This window comes from Bacillus sp. YH3-2-B2 (genome assembly GCF_053663335.1).
This window is the reverse complement of sequence record NZ_JBSJQE010000009.1, coordinates 1-16,934: the sequence shown is the minus strand read 5'-3', so window position 1 is coordinate 16,934 and position 16,934 is coordinate 1. Positions and strand designations below refer to the sequence as shown.

The 16,934-nt window shown below is 45.2% G+C and carries 17 protein-coding genes, 1 tRNA gene, 1 rRNA gene, 1 other RNA gene and 1 other annotated feature; of the genes, 14 read left to right on the top strand and 6 right to left on the bottom strand.

The window, feature by feature from the left end:
• Positions 1-23 precede the first annotated feature (23 nt).
• A 5S ribosomal RNA gene (gene rrf, locus ACWJJX_RS19145) occupies positions 24-139 on the top strand.
• 44 nt (positions 140-183) lie between these two features.
• On the opposite strand, the gene ACWJJX_RS19140 is transcribed toward rrf, so the two are convergent.
• Positions 184-1,134, bottom strand: coding sequence for a YaaC family protein (locus ACWJJX_RS19140; protein WP_146277434.1), 951 nt, complete (start codon positions 1,132-1,134; stop codon positions 184-186).
• A 120-nt stretch (positions 1,135-1,254) separates the two neighbouring features.
• Between ACWJJX_RS19140 and guaB the strand changes: the two genes are divergently transcribed.
• The 5 genes from guaB (at position 1,255) to serS (ending at position 7,496) form a co-directional block, all read left to right on the top strand.
• Positions 1,255-2,721, top strand: a complete 1,467-nt coding sequence (gene guaB / locus ACWJJX_RS19135; RefSeq protein ID WP_003150717.1) for an IMP dehydrogenase — start codon at positions 1,255-1,257, stop codon at positions 2,719-2,721.
• Positions 2,722-2,873: 152 nt separating this feature from the next.
• Positions 2,874-4,205: a D-alanyl-D-alanine carboxypeptidase family protein gene (locus tag ACWJJX_RS19130; protein WP_454023197.1), complete on the top strand. Its 1,332-nt coding sequence runs from the start codon at positions 2,874-2,876 to the stop codon at positions 4,203-4,205.
• A gap of 197 nt (positions 4,206-4,402) precedes the next feature.
• A complete protein-coding gene (gene pdxS, locus ACWJJX_RS19125; protein ID WP_003150714.1) occupies positions 4,403-5,287 on the top strand; it encodes a pyridoxal 5'-phosphate synthase lyase subunit PdxS in 885 nt (294 codons plus the stop codon).
• A 21-nt stretch (positions 5,288-5,308) separates the two neighbouring features.
• Complete coding sequence (gene pdxT, locus ACWJJX_RS19120) at positions 5,309-5,899, top strand: pyridoxal 5'-phosphate synthase glutaminase subunit PdxT (RefSeq protein WP_007615126.1); 591 nt, start codon at positions 5,309-5,311, stop codon at positions 5,897-5,899.
• A gap of 52 nt (positions 5,900-5,951) precedes the next feature.
• Positions 5,952-6,164 (top strand) — a binding site (T-box leader).
• Between the two features lie 54 nt (positions 6,165-6,218).
• On the top strand, positions 6,219-7,496 hold the full coding sequence (serS, locus tag ACWJJX_RS19115) for a serine--tRNA ligase (protein WP_003150709.1): 1,278 nt from the start codon (positions 6,219-6,221) through the stop codon (positions 7,494-7,496).
• An 11-nt stretch (positions 7,497-7,507) separates the two neighbouring features.
• Here serS and ACWJJX_RS19110 read toward each other — a convergent pair whose 3' ends face one another.
• Positions 7,508-8,653, bottom strand: a complete 1,146-nt coding sequence (locus tag ACWJJX_RS19110) for a glycerate kinase (protein ID WP_454023196.1) — start codon at positions 8,651-8,653, stop codon at positions 7,508-7,510.
• Positions 8,654-8,870: 217 nt separating this feature from the next.
• Between ACWJJX_RS19110 and ACWJJX_RS19105 the strand changes: the two genes are divergently transcribed.
• Positions 8,871-8,963, top strand: a tRNA-Ser gene (locus ACWJJX_RS19105).
• A gap of 130 nt (positions 8,964-9,093) precedes the next feature.
• On the opposite strand, the gene dck is transcribed toward ACWJJX_RS19105, so the two are convergent.
• From dck to ACWJJX_RS19085, 4 genes are all read right to left on the bottom strand, one after another.
• Positions 9,094-9,747 (bottom strand): deoxyadenosine/deoxycytidine kinase, encoded by a 654-nt coding sequence (dck, locus tag ACWJJX_RS19100; protein WP_015388792.1) that lies wholly within the window; start codon positions 9,745-9,747, stop codon positions 9,094-9,096.
• Positions 9,744-10,367, bottom strand: a complete 624-nt coding sequence (dgk, locus tag ACWJJX_RS19095) for a deoxyguanosine kinase (protein WP_003150705.1) — start codon at positions 10,365-10,367, stop codon at positions 9,744-9,746. Before dgk ends, dck begins: the two co-directional genes overlap by 4 nt.
• 95 nt (positions 10,368-10,462) lie before the next feature.
• A complete protein-coding gene (locus ACWJJX_RS19090) occupies positions 10,463-11,746 on the bottom strand; it encodes a LysM peptidoglycan-binding domain-containing protein (RefSeq protein WP_032858525.1) in 1,284 nt (427 codons plus the stop codon).
• A 71-nt stretch (positions 11,747-11,817) separates the two neighbouring features.
• Complete coding sequence (locus ACWJJX_RS19085) at positions 11,818-12,369, bottom strand: cysteine hydrolase family protein (protein ID WP_014304186.1); 552 nt, start codon at positions 12,367-12,369, stop codon at positions 11,818-11,820.
• A gap of 82 nt (positions 12,370-12,451) precedes the next feature.
• Between ACWJJX_RS19085 and tadA the strand changes: the two genes are divergently transcribed.
• The 7 genes from tadA (at position 12,452) to ACWJJX_RS19050 (ending at position 16,634) form a co-directional block, all read left to right on the top strand.
• On the top strand, positions 12,452-12,934 hold the full coding sequence (gene tadA / locus ACWJJX_RS19080) for a tRNA adenosine(34) deaminase TadA (protein ID WP_146283883.1): 483 nt from the start codon (positions 12,452-12,454) through the stop codon (positions 12,932-12,934).
• An 84-nt stretch (positions 12,935-13,018) separates the two neighbouring features.
• An RNA gene (gene ffs / locus ACWJJX_RS19075) (signal recognition particle sRNA large type) lies at positions 13,019-13,283 on the top strand.
• A gap of 133 nt (positions 13,284-13,416) precedes the next feature.
• Positions 13,417-15,108 carry a DNA polymerase III subunit gamma/tau gene (dnaX, locus tag ACWJJX_RS19070; RefSeq protein WP_003150701.1) on the top strand — a complete coding sequence of 564 codons (1,692 nt, stop codon included), beginning with the start codon at positions 13,417-13,419 and terminating at the stop codon, positions 15,106-15,108.
• Between the two features lie 24 nt (positions 15,109-15,132).
• Complete coding sequence (locus ACWJJX_RS19065; protein ID WP_003150700.1) at positions 15,133-15,456, top strand: YbaB/EbfC family nucleoid-associated protein; 324 nt, start codon at positions 15,133-15,135, stop codon at positions 15,454-15,456.
• 14 nt (positions 15,457-15,470) lie between these two features.
• Positions 15,471-16,067 carry a recombination protein RecR gene (recR, locus tag ACWJJX_RS19060; RefSeq protein WP_003150697.1) on the top strand — a complete coding sequence of 199 codons (597 nt, stop codon included), beginning with the start codon at positions 15,471-15,473 and terminating at the stop codon, positions 16,065-16,067.
• Between the two features lie 18 nt (positions 16,068-16,085).
• Entirely contained in the window at positions 16,086-16,310 is a 225-nt protein-coding gene (locus ACWJJX_RS19055) for a YaaL family protein (RefSeq protein WP_007408755.1), read from the top strand.
• 60 nt (positions 16,311-16,370) lie between these two features.
• The gene (locus ACWJJX_RS19050) at positions 16,371-16,634 is read left to right on the top strand and encodes a pro-sigmaK processing inhibitor BofA family protein (RefSeq protein ID WP_003150686.1); all 264 of its coding nucleotides are present in this window, start codon (positions 16,371-16,373) and stop codon (positions 16,632-16,634) included.
• The last annotated feature ends 300 nt before the right edge of the window (positions 16,635-16,934 follow it).

The window sequence follows — 16,934 nt, the reverse complement described above, 5'->3', positions numbered from 1 at the left end:
TTTTGAGAGAACACTCTCAATGGTTTGGTGGCGATAGCGAAGAGGTCACACCCGTTCCCATGCCGAACACGGAAGTTAAGCTCTTCAGCGCCGATGGTAGTCGGGGGTTTCCCCCTGTGAGAGTAGGACGCCGCCAAGCTATCATTACGGTAAAGGCAGCTCATCATGAGCTGCCTTTTTTATTTATAAGTATTGCTTCAGGAAATTAGAAACGTAATACGGAAATTTGCGTTCCGTTACCTCTAAGAACCGGCGGATCATCACATAATCATCACTGACATGCTGTGTCAGCAGTTCATACCACCACTCCGTTTCATATCTTGCAATCATCCCGATATTGTAGAGGACCAAATAATGAATAATCATTTCCGGAAGATGCAGGAAGTGATCACGCTGAGAGGGAATGTAATATTGATTTTTCTCCAAGTGAAACAATAAATTTGGAGAAGACCAAGGTTCTCTTTCTATCGGGTCAGCCTCAAAAACCAAGTGGTTATGGTCTTTCCTCAGAAAAGACCATTTCAAATGATGGCTGATATATTCAGCAAAGCGGGAATCAGACATATTGTAATGAATCACCGCATGCTCAGGCACTGAAATAAGGTCATCTTTCAGCTCTACTTGGGTCAGCCAATTCTTTTTCTCTTGGAAGTAAAAGACAGTATGCAATTCAGGTATGGCTGTCAGCAATTTCTTCATTGTGTACCGTTCTTCCTCAAGACCAGCTATTCCGAATAAGTGCTTCATTACATGAATACATAAGCCATTGCGCTGCACCTTCACTTCATCATCCCTAAAGGAGTAATTTTGCTTTTTGCGTTTCCGGGCAGTCACGCCATGTGCGAGTACTGAAGCGTGGCTTGGATAGCTTGGATCTGTGGTCAGAAGGCAGGCTTTCAGCAATTGTGACATCCCGTAAAACAACAGAATAGGCTTAATTTCTAAAGGTGAAAGAGATGCCTGCTTATAGAAGGACTCGGCGTGTTTGATAAAGAATATGAAGCGCTCACTGTTCTTAAACGCATATCGTTTTGGTTCTTCCATGCCGCTTTCTGTATAGACTTTGTTTAGAAATTTTTGGGAAGATTCTACGGAATAAAATAAGGATAACTCTTTCCACTCATGATCTCTCATATGTATTTTTAAACCCTTTCCTTTATCTAAATATTTCAACTCTTTTTCGCTTCCTTGACATGCTGTTTTCTAGTTGATAATCTACATATAATATTTTGCCGAAAAGAGGGGGATTTACTAATGTGGGAAAGTAAATTTTCAAAAGAAGGCTTAACGTTCGATGATGTACTGCTCGTACCGGCTCAATCAGACGTACTTCCGCGTGATGTGGATTTATCTGTTGAACTGACAAAAACGTTAAAGCTTAATATTCCTGTCATCAGTGCGGGAATGGATACAGTAACAGAATCAGCTATGGCGATTGCGATGGCCAGACAGGGCGGCTTAGGCATTATCCATAAGAACATGTCCATCGAACAGCAGGCTGAACATGTTGACAAAGTCAAACGTTCTGAACGGGGCGTTATTACAAATCCCTTCTTTTTAACACCTGATCATCAAGTATTCGATGCGGAGCATTTGATGGGGAAATACAGAATTTCCGGTGTTCCGATCGTAGATAATAAAGACGATCAAAAGCTTGTCGGTATCATTACAAACCGTGATCTTCGCTTTATCTCTGATTATTCAATGAAAATCAGTGATGTCATGACAAAAGAAGAGCTGGTTACGGCTCCTGTGGGAACCACATTAGACGAAGCAGAAAAAATCTTACAGAAACATAAAATTGAAAAACTTCCTTTAGTGGATGACCAAAACAAATTAAAAGGTCTTATCACGATCAAAGATATTGAAAAGGTTATCGAATTCCCGAATTCATCTAAAGATGAACATGGACGCCTTATTGTCGGCGCTGCGGTAGGCGTGACAGGCGATACAATGACACGCGTCAGCAAGCTTGTTGAAGCGAATGTCGACGTTATCGTGGTTGATACGGCTCACGGACATTCCAGAGGCGTACTGAACACAGTTGCGAAAATCCGTGAAACATATCCTGAACTGAACATTATCGCAGGAAATGTTGCAACGGCTGAAGCGACAAAAGCTCTGATTGAAGCCGGAGCAAATATTGTCAAAGTGGGAATCGGGCCTGGTTCTATCTGTACGACACGGGTCGTTGCAGGTGTAGGCGTACCGCAGATCACTGCCATTTATGATTGTGCCACTGAAGCGAGAAAACACGGCGCGACAATTATCGCAGACGGCGGTATTAAATTCTCCGGAGATATTACGAAAGCGTTGGCTTCAGGCGGACATGCCGTAATGCTCGGAAGCCTGCTTGCCGGTACTTCAGAAAGCCCGGGAGAGACTGAAATCTATCAGGGCAGAAGATTTAAAGTATATCGCGGTATGGGTTCTGTCGCTGCCATGGAAAAAGGCAGTAAAGACCGATATTTCCAAGAAGAAAATAAGAAATTCGTCCCTGAAGGTATCGAAGGACGGACTCCGTACAAAGGTCCTGTAGAAGAAACAGTGTATCAGCTTGTCGGCGGTCTTCGTTCAGGTATGGGATATTGCGGTTCAAAAGACTTGCGCGCTTTAAGAGAAGAGGCTCAATTCATCCGTATGACAGGTGCCGGTCTTCGTGAAAGTCATCCGCATGATGTCCAAATTACGAAAGAATCACCAAACTACACAATCTCATAATTGTTACAAATAAAAAACATTTGACAGGGTCGCTGACTCTGTCTATTTTTTTTATATCGAGTGTGATAAAATTTATACTGTTGTGTGTTGAATTTGAATATGTCCTTAACGGCTTAATTATAGATTTAAAATGAATGACGGAGGTCGTAAGATTGAACATCACGAAATGGAAACAGCTGTTGGTGTCATTAGTGGTACTGGCACTGGCCGCAACTTGCTTTGTTCCGATGTCTAAAGCGGAGGCAGCCGGCAATGACCCGATTGATGTCAACGCATCAGCTGCGATAATGATTGAGGCTTCATCGGGAAAAATTTTATACAGTAAAAATGCAGACAAAAGACTGCCGATTGCCAGCATGACAAAAATGATGACTGAATATCTGCTTCTGGAAGCCATTAAAGAAGGAAAAGTGAAATGGGATCAAACGTATACTCCTGATGATTATGTCTATGAAATTTCTCAAGACAACAGTTTATCAAACGTCCCCCTTCGAAAAGACGGCAAATACACGGTTAAAGAACTGTATCAGGCCATGGCGATTTACTCTGCTAACGGAGCCGCGATTGCAGTTGCCGAAATTCTTGCCGGAACTGAAACGAAATTTGTCGCTGAAATGAATGCGAAAGCCAAAGAATTAGGCATGACAAACTATGATTTTAAAAATGCCACAGGGCTTGTGAATGAAGACCTTCACGGCAAGCAGCCGCAAGGAGAAGGCGTTAAAGAAGAGAGTGAAGTTTCTGCTAAAGACATGGCGCTTCTTGCAGACCGCCTGATCACTGATTATCCGGAAGTTCTCAAAACAACAAGCATCGCTAAAACAAAATTCAGAGCCGGCACTGATGATGAAATGGACATGCCGAACTGGAACTTCATGTTAAAAGGTCTTGTTTCTGAATACCCTGGCGTTGACGGCTTAAAAACGGGTTCTACTGATTCTGCGGGATCTTGTTTTACAAGCACAGCACAGCGGAACGGAATGCGGGTCATCACCGTTGTATTAAACGCAAAAGGCAACCTGCATACCGGACGTTTTGATGAAACGAAAAAAATGCTCGATTACGCATTTAACAGCAATTTCTCAATGAAAGATCTTTACCCTGAAGGCTCTCAAGTAAAAGGGCACAAAACGGTTGACGTTGAAAAAGGGAAAGACGAGCAAGTTGATATTGTTACTGACAAGGCGCTTTCTATTCCTGTGAAAAGCGGGGATGAAAAGAACTATAAAGCCGAAGTGAATATAGATAAAAAAGAAATCACGGCTCCTGTGAAAAAGGGAACGAAAGTCGGAACGCTGACAGTTACATACAAAGGCAGTGACAAAGACTATGGCTTCCTCAAATCCAAAGAGTTCAGCGTGAATCTTGTAACGAAAAATGATGTAGATAAAGCAAACTGGTTTGTTCAGATGATGCGCGGCATCGGCGGATTCTTCTCCGGTATCTGGAACAGCGCCGTTGACACGGTAACAGGCTGGTTTTAAGAAATAAGAAAGAGCTCTGATGAAAGTTAGGGCTCTTTTGCTTAATATACTGAAAAAACCAAATTATTAGTAAAAAAATGATATCTATCTTATTCATCTCGCTGTAAAATAAGAATACCCATATGAAATATTGTATTTCTGGGATACAATAAGAGATAGACATTATCTAACTATACATTGACTAGGGGGACCAAATAATGGCTCAAACAGGTACTGATCGTGTAAAACGCGGCATGGCGGAAATGCAAAAAGGCGGCGTCATCATGGACGTTGTAAATGCTGAACAAGCGAAGATTGCGGAAGAGGCGGGAGCTGTTGCCGTAATGGCGTTAGAACGCGTTCCGGCTGATATTCGCGCTGCCGGCGGTGTTGCCCGCATGGCTGATCCGACAATCGTTGAAGAAGTAATGAATGCTGTATCCATTCCCGTAATGGCAAAAGCGCGTATCGGACATATCGTTGAAGCGCGTGTCCTTGAAGCAATGGGGGTAGATTACATCGATGAAAGTGAAGTTCTGACTCCGGCTGACGAAGAATTTCATTTAAATAAAAATGAATATACAGTCCCGTTCGTATGCGGCTGCCGTGATCTCGGCGAAGCAACTCGTCGTATCGCCGAAGGAGCTTCCATGCTTCGTACAAAAGGCGAACCGGGAACAGGAAACATTGTGGAAGCTGTCCGCCATATGAGAAAAGTAAACGCGCAAGTGCGCAAAGTTGTTGCGATGAGCGATGATGAGCTGATGACTGAAGCTAAAAACCTCGGCGCTCCTTATGAACTGCTTCTTCAAATCAAACGTGACGGCAAACTGCCTGTAGTGAACTTTGCTGCCGGCGGAGTAGCGACGCCTGCTGACGCGGCATTGATGATGCAGCTTGGCGCTGACGGCGTATTTGTCGGTTCAGGTATTTTCAAATCAGACAACCCTGCTAAATTCGCCAAAGCAATTGTTGAAGCAACGACTCATTACACAGACTACAAACTGATCGCTGAGCTTTCTAAAGAATTAGGCACAGCAATGAAAGGAATCGAAATCTCAAATCTATTGCCGGAACAGCGTATGCAAGAACGCGGCTGGTAAAACCATAGGAGAGCTGGAAGCATGTTAACAATTGGTGTACTTGGACTTCAAGGAGCAGTAAGAGAACATATTCGTTCAATTGAAGCATGTGGTTCAAAAGGTGTCGTCATTAAGCGTCCTGAACAGCTGAATGACATCGACGGCTTAATCCTGCCGGGCGGGGAAAGCACGACAATGCGGCGTTTAATGGATACGTATCATTTTATGGAGCCGCTTCGCGAGTTTGCCGCCCAAGGCAAGCCGATGTTCGGCACATGCGCCGGTCTGATTATCTTAGCCAAAGAGATAGCGGGAACGGATAACGCTCATTTAGGGCTGTTGAACGTTGTTGTCGAGCGTAATTCCTTTGGCCGTCAGGTCGACAGCTTTGAAGCTGATCTGACGATTAAAGGCCTTGATGAGCCGTTTACGGGTGTATTTATTCGCGCGCCGCATATTTTAGAAGCCGGAGAAGATGTTGAAGTGCTTTGTGAGCATAACGGACGCATCGTGGCTGCAAAGCAGGGAAATTTCCTCGGCTGCTCGTTCCATCCTGAACTGACGGATGATCACCGGGTGACAGAGCTGTTTGTGAAGATGGCGGAAAAGCATAAGCAGGAAACAGCTGTATAAAACAGTTGAAAACCGCTGATACTTATAGTACATTATAAACACAAATAAAGATCGAAAAGCGTTGACAGGAAGCAGTAGGGAGCCCCTCTTTCAAAGAGAGCCGATGGGTGGTGCGAATCGGTGAAAGATGCTGTCCGAATCCGTCCTTGAGCGAAATGCTGAAAACAAGTAGGCATTTACGGGAAAACCGTTATGTGTTAAAGCGGAAAGCAAGTGTGAGCTTGTTTTCAATCAGGGTGGCAACGCGAGAGCTCTCGTCCCTTTTAGGGGATGAGGGCTCTTTTTTATTTTCGATAAAAACAGATAGGAGTTGTTAGGCATGATTGATACGAAGGTGCTGAGAGCCAATTTTCAAGAGGTAAAAGCGAAGCTCATTCCAAAAGGCGAAGACTTATCTGACTTTGACAAGTTTGAAGAGCTGGATGAAAAGAGAAGAGAGCTTATCGGTAAAGTAGAAGAACTGAAGGGAAAACGCAATGAAGTGTCTCAGCAGGTCGCCGTTTTGAAACGGGAGAAAAAAGACGCTGATCATATTATTAAAGAGATGCGTGAAGTAGGCGAAGAAATTAAGAAGCTTGATGAAGAGCTTCGTACTGTCGAAACGACGCTCGAAACCATCCTTCTGTCTATTCCGAACATCCCGCACGATTCAGTGCCCGTCGGAGAAACGGAAGATGATAACATTGAAATTCGCAAGTGGGGAGAGGCGCCGGCATTTTCATATGAGCCGAAACCGCATTGGGATATCGCAGACCGCTTAAACATTCTTGATTTCGAACGCGCTTCAAAAGTAACAGGAAGCCGGTTTGTGTTTTATAAAGGATTAGGCGCACGCCTCGAACGCGCGCTCTACAACTTTATGCTGGATCTTCACGTTGATGAATATGATTACACGGAAGTCATTCCTCCTTATATGGTAAACCGTACGAGCATGACAGGTACGGGACAGCTTCCTAAATTTGAAGAGGATGCTTTTAAAATCAGAGAAGAGGATTATTTCTTAATTCCGACGGCGGAAGTGCCGATTACAAATATGCACCGCGATGAAATCTTATCCGGTGAGAACCTGCCGATCAATTATGCCGCGTTCAGCGCCTGCTTCCGTTCAGAAGCGGGATCCGCCGGCCGTGATACACGCGGTTTGATCCGTCAGCATCAGTTCAACAAGGTTGAGCTTGTAAAGTTCGTGAAGCCGGAAGATTCTTATGAGGAGCTTGAAAAACTGACAAATCAAGCTGAGCGGGTGCTTCAGCTGCTTGAATTGCCGTATCGTGTCATGAGCATGTGTACCGGTGATCTCGGCTTTACAGCTGCGAAAAAGTACGATATTGAGGTTTGGATTCCAAGCCAAGACACATATCGTGAAATTTCTTCTTGCAGCAACTTTGAGGCCTTCCAGGCAAGACGTGCGAACATTCGATTCAGACGCGAAGCGAAAGGCAAGCCGGAGCATGTGCATACATTAAACGGTTCAGGTCTTGCAGTCGGCAGAACAGTAGCTGCCATCTTGGAAAACTACCAGCAGGAAGACGGAAGTGTCATCATTCCGAAAGTGCTTCGTCCTTATATGGGAAATAAAGAAGTCATCAAACCATAAAAAGGTGCGCCCTAGAGGCGCGCCTTTTTTGCTGCCCAGTATAGAGCGGCGGCATTCCGAGCTGTGCTTTCCAGGTTAAAACAGCCGGATGCTAAGGCGTCTTCAAGACTTACAGCACCGGGCACGATAGAAAATACAGCTGTTATTCCTGCGCTGTAAACATGCTCGAAATTTTCGCCTAAGGAGCCCGCCAATGCGATAACGGGAATTTCTTGAGCAGCTGCGCGTGCGGCGATCCCGGCGGGGGTTTTGCCGAATATCGTTTGTCCGTCAATCTGGCCCTCTCCGGTAATGACAAGGTCAGCATCTCTTATCTGATCTGAGAAGGACAGTGTATCTAATACAACGTCAATCCCGCTTTGAAGTTCTGCCTGTAAGAAAGCGATCAGTCCAGCGCCCAGCCCACCTGCGGCGCCCGCGCCTTTTACGGTATCCGCTTCGATATCGTGCTGACGCCTCAATACGTCAGCGAAATGGCGTAAATTGCGATCCAATACAACTTTAGTCTTCTCGGACGCCCCTTTTTGCGGGCCGAAGACATATGACGCGCCGTTTTCACCGGTCAGGGGATTTTCGACATCACATGCGGCACGAAAACGGATATGTTTCAGATCAGGGGAGAGCCCGCTTATATCAATAGAAGCTAGGGTGTGCAGAGCGCCTCCGCCGTCAGGTATCTCCTGACCTTCCTCATTTAAGAAACGCACACCGAGCGCGCTCGCCATTCCTGTTCCGCCGTCATTGGTTGCACTCCCGCCAAGCCCGATGATGATCTCACTCGCCCCGCGGGAGGCTGCATCTGCTATTAGTTCACCCGTTCCTCTTGTCGTTGTGTTCAACGGATCTCTGAGGTGGCGGGGAACGAGATGGAGACCCGATGCTTCCGCCATTTCAATGACTGCCGTGCGTCCGTCTCCCAGAAGTCCATATGCGGCGTTTACCGGCGTTCCCAGCGGACCGGTCACAGTTTTTTTGATGATGCTTCCGCCAGTAGCATCCGTCAAAGCCTGAACGGTTCCTTCTCCGCCGTCAGCTGCGGGTATCTTGGTATATTCCGCGTCAGGGAAGACCGCTTTGAATCCTTTTTCTATGCTGTCAGCTGCTTCTTTTGATGTCATGCTTTCTTTGAAAGAATCGGGTGCAATGATGATTTTCACTATGTTCTCCACCTTTATGAGCAGATTATCTGTTTGAATCTATTCTTGATTTTTACTGTGTTTTCCTGCCCGTATGGCATACTGAGGTTGAATTGGACGCAAGACTTTTGTATGATAGTAAAGCTGACGGAAAAGCTGTTTAAGAAATGAAATAAAAAATATGAAAAAGCGCTTGACTGAAATTTGGGTCATGTGGTATATTATTAAATGTCGATACGGAGGAATACCCAAGTCTGGCTGAAGGGATCGGTCTTGAAAACCGACAGGGGTGTCAAAGCCCGCGGGGGTTCGAATCCCTCTTCCTCCGCCATATTGATTTTAAACCTAATGAAACTCGAGCATATATTGGAGATTGTTTTGTCCGCTGCATGTGATGCAGCGGATTTTTTATATGCAAAAAAAGCGATTTTCTCTGTTCGGGGAAAATCGCTTTGCTATTTTTATTTGTTTCTGTTTTCGTTGATCACGTGACTGATTTTTTCGATCAAAGGTTCCAGTGACTGTTCATCAGCTTCAAGGTCATAATCTTCAATGCGTACTTTCAGCACAGGGCAGGCGTTAAAACCGCTGATCCAGTCTTCGTACCGTGTATACATCTCTTCCCAATAAGAGCGGTTTGTCTGCAGCTCCATCTCGCGGCCCCGCTTTTCAATCCGGCTTATAATGTATTCAAGGTCGCCTTCTAAGTAGATCAAAACATCAGGATGCGGGAAATACGGCGTCATGACCATCGCCTCAAATAGGCTTGTGTATGTTGTGTAATCTGTCAGCGACATGGTTCCTTTATCCGCATGCATTTTTGCGAATATGCCTGTATCTTCATAAATCGAACGGTCCTGCACGAATCCGCCGCCTGATTCAAACATGTTTTTCTGCTCTTTGAACCGCTCAGCCAGAAAATAAATTTGCAAATGGAAGCTCCAGCGTTCAAAATCGTGATAAAACTTCTCTAAATAAGGGTTTTCATCCACTTCCTCAAGTGAGGTATGAAACCCGAGCCGTTTTGCTAAAGCTTTGGTCAAAGTCGATTTTCCGACTCCTACCGTTCCTGCTACTGTTATAATGGCATTGTTTGGAATATGAATGTCTTTCATTTAATTAGCTCCTTTACCTGACGGGCAATTCTTTCATAGTCTGTCTTATTCAAAACAAAGTCTTCAGTATCACCGTCAATGGTCAGTACAGATATATCCGGATCTTCTTCTTGAAGCTGTCTGATGGCTGTGTCGTAATCTGCAATGAGATGTTCCAGATATTGATGTTCGATATTTTTCTCAAACGGGCGCCCGCGTTTTTCAATGCGTTGAAGCAATGTCGGCAGGCTTGCCTTTATGTATACAATGATATTCGGCTTCGGCAGGTCGTGAGTGAGCAGATGATAGATCTGCTTATATTTCTCAAGCTTTTGGCCGTGCAATGTACGCTCTGCGAAAATAACATTTTTATAAATATGATAATCGGACAAAACGGGCTGTCCTTGTTTTAAATAATCTCGATCGGTGTCTTCAAGCTGTTTATACCTGTGACATAGAAAAAACATTTCAAGCTGGAAACTCCACTCCTCGATATTGTCATAAAACTTATCGAGATAAGGGTTGTCTTCCACAATCTCATTAATCATAGGAAAACCGAGCTCTTCAGAAAGCATCGTAGCGAGTGTCGTTTTTCCTGCCCCGATAGGACCTTCTACCGCGATAAAAGGGGCTCTGTTCATTGAAAATCCTCCTTAATTCTGCAAACATCCGTCAGCTGCCGGCCTTTATATTGTATCACACTCACAGAAAAGCCCATGAAAAAAGACGCTTCCAATTAACGAAACGTCTCTTTTACAATATGAAATTGATCGCCGAGCAAAAGCCAGTTTTGCGGGAAAGAAAGGCCGAGTTTCCAATAGCTGATTCCTCTTAAATGAAGTTCTTTAATTAAATTGAATTTCGCTTGAATGGATCGTGCGTCTTCAAACCATACTTCATGCCGTTTCTGATTTGCATCCGTGTATCGGAAGAAGGGAGCCTGGGCGGTTTCGTCATATTGAATGTCGACTTTATAGCGTGCTGCCAGAGCGATTGCCTGCTGAGGACTGACGGCTTTCGCTGTCGTTCCCTGTTTGAAAGGCAGTGTCCAATCATAGCCGTACATATTCTGGCCCATGACGATTTTTGAAGAAGGCATTTCCGTCAGCGCGTACTCAATGACATTTCTTACAGGGCCGATAGGTGATACGGCCTGAGCCGGGCCTCCGCTGTACCCCCACTCATATGTCATAATCACGACGAAATCGACGATTTCTCCATGTGCCCTATAGTCATGAGCTTCGTACCATTTGCCGGCCTGAGTCGCGCTCGTTTTCGGAGCAAGCGCCGTTGAAATCTTCCAGCCTTCCCGATGAAAAATCGTTCTCGCTTCACGTAAAAAGCGATTGTAAGCTTCCCTGTCCTGTGGACGTAAATATTCGAAATCAAAGTGAATATCGCGAAAGCCGTACTTTTTAGCCGTGGAGACGATTTCCTGAAAGAGTTTTGTTTTCACTGTATTGTCATTCAAGATGAGCCGCCCGAGTTCATCGCTGAATGCGTCATTTTCAAGGTTGGTGATGATCATCATCAGTGTGGTGTTGTGCCTGTCACTGATGCTTTTTAAATTGGTCAGAGGCGGTTCCTTTAAAGTCCCGTTCCGCTGCACTTGAAAACTGAATGCGCCGAGGTATGTTAAATAAGGAGAGGCCTCCCTTGCCGCCTGCTGCAGATTAGCGCTTACGCTCGTTCCCCGCGGTTCTATATATGCGTTTGATTCGATATCGGGCTTATTCGCCTGCTGCGGAATGTAAAGGCGGGTTCCGACTCTCAATGTGGTGCCGGGCTGAATTCCGTTCACCCTCGCAAGCTCCGCGGCCGATATATGAAAACGGCCGGCGATTGACGCGAGAGTATCACCTTGTTTTACTTCGTAATATTGACCCTCAATCGGGATGACAAGGGTTTGTCCGACAACCAATGTATTGGGATTAGGCAGTTTATTTGCTTCCGCAATGACATTTGCGGCTGTCCGGTAGCGCGCCGCAATAGCGGAAAGCGTGTCGCCCCGTTTCACTATATAGATCTGAATGAAAAACGCCTCCTTTCATATCCGCTATCAAATATATGAAAAAAGGAGGCTGATCATGTTTATTTTTCGGCGGTAATTTGTTTTTCCGTGGTTATTTCTGCGAAGAGAACATTCTCCATCATGGTCAAAGCGAAATCATTGTCTTCGTCGTTATTGGAAGCGGTGCAGTCTTTCGGAATGGCAATGCTGTATTCTCTCATATAGGCGTCGTTGGCCGTGAACAGCACACAAATGTTTCCGGCAATCCCCGTGATGATTAATCGGTTCACTTGTAATTCGGTCAGAAGGGTGTGAAGCGCCGTTTCGTAAAAAGCGGAATGCTTCGGTTTAATGAGAAAATAATCATCCGGCTGAGGCGAAATATCTTTTATAATGGAGGCGCTTCTGTCGTTGCTGCATTCCTCCCTGATGGCATCAATATCAGCCTTCCAGAGCCCGTAATGATCATTAATATAAATAATCGGCCAGTTGCTTTGTTTTGCATGCTTCTTTAATGATAAAATACGGGGGACAATTTGTTTGGTTTTTTCAGCAAGACGTTCGCCCATATCAAATTGAAAATTGTTGATCATATCGACAATCAGAAGGGCTGTGTTGTTAGGTTCAGACAATACCGGCAACTCCTTTCTGCTGGGGTATTCCTATTTTAACCTTTATGAGACATGAAAAAACTTAAGAAGAGAGCTCGAACCTATGAATGATGAATATTGTATGAGAGAAGCCATAAAAGAAGCGAAGAAAGCCGAAGCGAAAGGTGAAGTGCCGATCGGAGCAGTTCTTGTTCTGCACGATGAGATCGTGGCGCGGGCGCATAATCTGCGGGAGACTGAACAGAGGTCGCTTGCCCACGCCGAAATGCTGGCGATAGACGAAGCGTGCCGTAAGCTGGGGACATGGAGACTTGAGGATGCCGTTCTTTATGTCACTTTGGAGCCGTGTCCGATGTGCGCGGGAGCCGTCGTGCTTTCGAGAGTCGATAAGGTCGTATTCGGCGCATTTGATCCCAAGGGGGGCTGTACAGGAACGCTGATGAACCTCTTGCAGGAAGAGCGGTTCAACCACCAAGCGGAAGTGGTGAGCGGAGTACTCGGAGAAGAGTGCGGAGAAATGCTCAGCGCTTTTTTCAGAAAGCTGCGCCGGCAAAAGAAAGACATGAGGAAAAAGTTGTCTGAGTAGTACGGTTGCATTTTCTGCCTGAAGCAGATATACTTATGTGTGCATCATGAATGGTGCGCATATCAAAATTTGATATTTATTTTGCCGTGCTAAGCGGGGAGGTAGCGGTGCCCTGTACCCGCAATCCGCTCTAGCGGGGCCGAATCCCTTCTCGAGGTTCGTTTACTGTAAGGTCTGCCTTAAGTAAGTGGCGTTGACGTCTGGGTCCTGCGCAATGGGAATTCATGAACCATGTCAGGTCCGGAAGGAAGCAGCATTAAGTGAAACCTCTCATGTGCCGCAGGGTTGCCTGGGCTGAGCTAACTGCTTAAGTAACGCTTAGGGTAGCGAATCGACAGAAGGTGCACGGTAAATCAATCATCAAATTTCAGACTCACCTGTTTATGGCAGGTGAGTTTTTTCGTATATGAAAAACGGGTTTTGGCGTTAAAAGCACGTTCATGTATAATAAACATGATGAATAACAGAGGAGGGCGCATCCTGTGGGTTACCAAGCTTTATATCGAGTATTTAGGCCTCAGCAGTTTGAAGATGTGGTCGGACAGGAACACATTACGAAAACGCTGCAAAATGCCCTTTTGCAAAAGAAATTTTCTCATGCATATCTGTTTTCTGGACCGCGGGGAACGGGAAAAACCAGTGCAGCTAAAATATTTGCGAAAGCAGTCAACTGTGAGCACGCCCCTGTAGAAGAACCGTGCAATGAGTGCGCGGCGTGCAAGGGGATCACAAATGGCTCTATATCAGATGTGATTGAAATAGATGCGGCGTCGAATAACGGCGTAGACGAAATCCGCGACATCCGTGACAAAGTAAAATTCGCCCCGTCGGCCGTTACTTACAAGGTATATATTATAGATGAGGTGCATATGCTCTCTATCGGCGCATTCAATGCGCTTCTGAAAACGCTGGAAGAACCGCCGGCACATTGCATTTTCATATTAGCTACGACTGAGCCTCATAAGATTCCTTTAACCATTATCTCCAGATGTCAGCGTTTTGACTTCAAACGGATTACATCCAAAGCAATTGTCGGACGAATGAAGACAATCGTCGATGCAGAGCAGCTGAAGGTGGAAGAAGGAGCCCTTGATATCATAGCGAGTGCTGCGGACGGAGGAATGAGGGACGCGCTGAGCCTGCTCGATCAAGCTGTATCATTCAGCGGCGAGGAGCTGTCGGTGGATGACGCATTGCTCATTACCGGAGCCGTTTCTCAGCACTATATTGGAAAACTGGCATCTGCTCTTCACCGCAAACAGGTTTCCGAGGCATTGGAAACACTGAATGAATTGCTCCAGCAGGGGAAAGATGCGGCCAAACTGATTGAAGATATGATTTTCTATTTCAGGGATATGCTCTTGTACCAGGCCGCTCCCGGTTTAGAAGGAGTCCTGGAGAAGGTGAAGGTCGATGAAACGTTTCGGAATCTAAGCGGTGACATACCGGCCCCCGCTTTATATGAGATGATTGATATCCTGAATAAAAGCCATCAGGAAATGAAGTGGACGAACCACCCAAGAATCTTTTTTGAAGTGGCTGTCGTGAAAATATGCCAGACGGCACAGCAATCCGCCGGAGACATCCCTGAGGTCGGCATGCTGATGAATAAGATCCAGCAGCTTGAGCAGGAAGTGGAAAGGCTGAAAACCTCCGGTGTGAAGGTTCAGATGGAAAGCGCTCCGAAAGAAGCTCCGCGTCCTCAAAAAGGCGGAAAAAGCCATTATAAAGCCCCGGTCGGAAGAATTCATGAGATACTGAAGGAAGCCACAAGACCTGATCTTGAACAGCTTAAAAGCAGCTGGGGCAAGCTGCTGGCACACCTGAAACAGCAGAATAAGGTATCTCATGCGGCTCTTTTGAATGACAGTGAACCGGTGGCCGCTGCTCAAAAGGCATTTGTGCTTAAATTTAAATACGAAATCCATTGTAAAATGGTTGCAGAAGACAATAACGGAGTCCGTACGAATCTTGAACAGATTCTCGAATCAATGCTCGGGAAAAGAATGGATTTGATTGGCGTTCCGGAAGCACAATGGGGTAAAATAAGAGAAGAATTTTTAAATGATCACCAGCAGGAAAGTGAAGGATCAAACGAACCGGCTGAAGAAGATCCGCTGATTGCAGAGGCGAAAAAACTTGTCGGAGCGGATTTAATCGAAATAAAAGACTAATAAGATGAAAGAGAGTGATTGAATATGCGTGGCGGAATGGGAAACATGCAAAAAATGATGAAACAAATGCAAAAAATGCAAAAGGATATGGCGAAGGCTCAGGAGGAACTTGCTGAAAAAGTGCTTGAAGGCACAGCGGGCGGCGGTATGGTGACTGTAAAAGTCAACGGCCAAAAAGAAGTTGTAGACGTTGCCATTAAAGAAGAAGTTGTTGATCCGGAAGATATCGAAATGCTTCAGGACCTGGTTCTTGCTGCGACAAACGACGCCCTCAAAAAAGTGGATGACATGACGAATGAGACAATGGGACAATTTACAAAAGGAATGAACATACCGGGTTTATTCTAGGGGGATAAATAAACATGCAGTATCCTGAACCAATATCAAAGCTGATTGACAGCTTTATGAAATTGCCAGGGATCGGACCGAAAACAGCGGTTCGTCTGGCTTTTTTTGTTCTAGGTATGAAAGAAGACACAGTATTGGATTTTGCTAAGGCGCTTGTCAATGCGAAGCGGAATCTGACATATTGCTCGATTTGCGGACATATTACAGATCAGGACCCTTGTTATATATGTGAGGACACAAGAAGGGATAAGTCTGTTATTTGTGTCGTGCAGGACCCTAAGGATGTGATCGCAATGGAGAAAATGAAGGAATATAACGGCCAGTATCATGTTCTTCACGGCGCGATTTCACCAATGGACGGCATCGGCCCGGAGGATATTAAGATTCCGGAGCTGCTGAAACGTCTTCAGGATGATCAAGTGACAGAAGTTATTCTCGCAACCAACCCTAATATTGAAGGGGAAGCAACAGCGATGTATATATCAAGGCTGTTAAAGCCCTCAGGCATCAAGCTCTCCCGTATTGCCCACGGTCTGCCCGTCGGCGGTGATTTGGAATATGCTGATGAGGTCACTCTTTCAAAAGCTCTTGAAGGAAGACGTGAATTGTAAGGGAGGAAAAGGCAAGGCATGGGTTTTCTTCGCAGAAATACATTAAGAAAAGAGTTTGACGAGAAGCTGATAGAACAGCTCTTTAAACAAAAAGAAGAATGGAACAGACAGAAGAGTCTGGTCGAGAAAAGTCTAGAGCCCTCCGCTGAAGTGTTGTTTGAGCTGAAAGTCGCTGAATCTAAGTACTTTTTTTATTTGAAAGAAGCGAAGCAGCGGAATTTGAAAATGAGCAGATGGAAGTAAGAGGTCTATTCTCCGGAATCTTCTCATAAGCTTGTACTAAACAAGCGAGGGGGAAGATTCATGGAGCCTTTTTTCATTATCGGTTTGATTGTCGGTCTGGTTGCTTTGCTTTTTTTATGGGGAGTATCTTCAAAACCGTTAAGGTGGATTGGTGTGACTGCCATTAAGTTTATTGCCGGCGCGATTCTGTTGGTGGGTGTGAACTTGTTCGGGGGCAGTCTCGGTATTCATATCCCTGTTAACCTGATTACAACGGGCATCAGCGGGATTCTGGGAATTCCCGGAATTGCGGCTTTAATAGTCATTAAACGCTTCATCATTTAATTTGTCGATTATTGTTGACATGTTGGATCATGGGTGGTATTCTAATATACGTCGCTGATGACGAAACGAATTCTCGAAAAAGAAATTTTAAAAAGTTATTGACGATACTGACACTGAGATGTTATAATAATTAAGTCGCTTCAAGAGCGATGGACAAAGTTCTTTGAAAACTAAACAAGACAAAACGTACCTGTTAATTCAAAGTTTTAAATAAATCGCACAGCGATGTGCGTAGTCAGTCAAACTAAGGTCTGCATGATGCAGATCACACAGACGTTACTGCAGGATGCAGTGAACTTA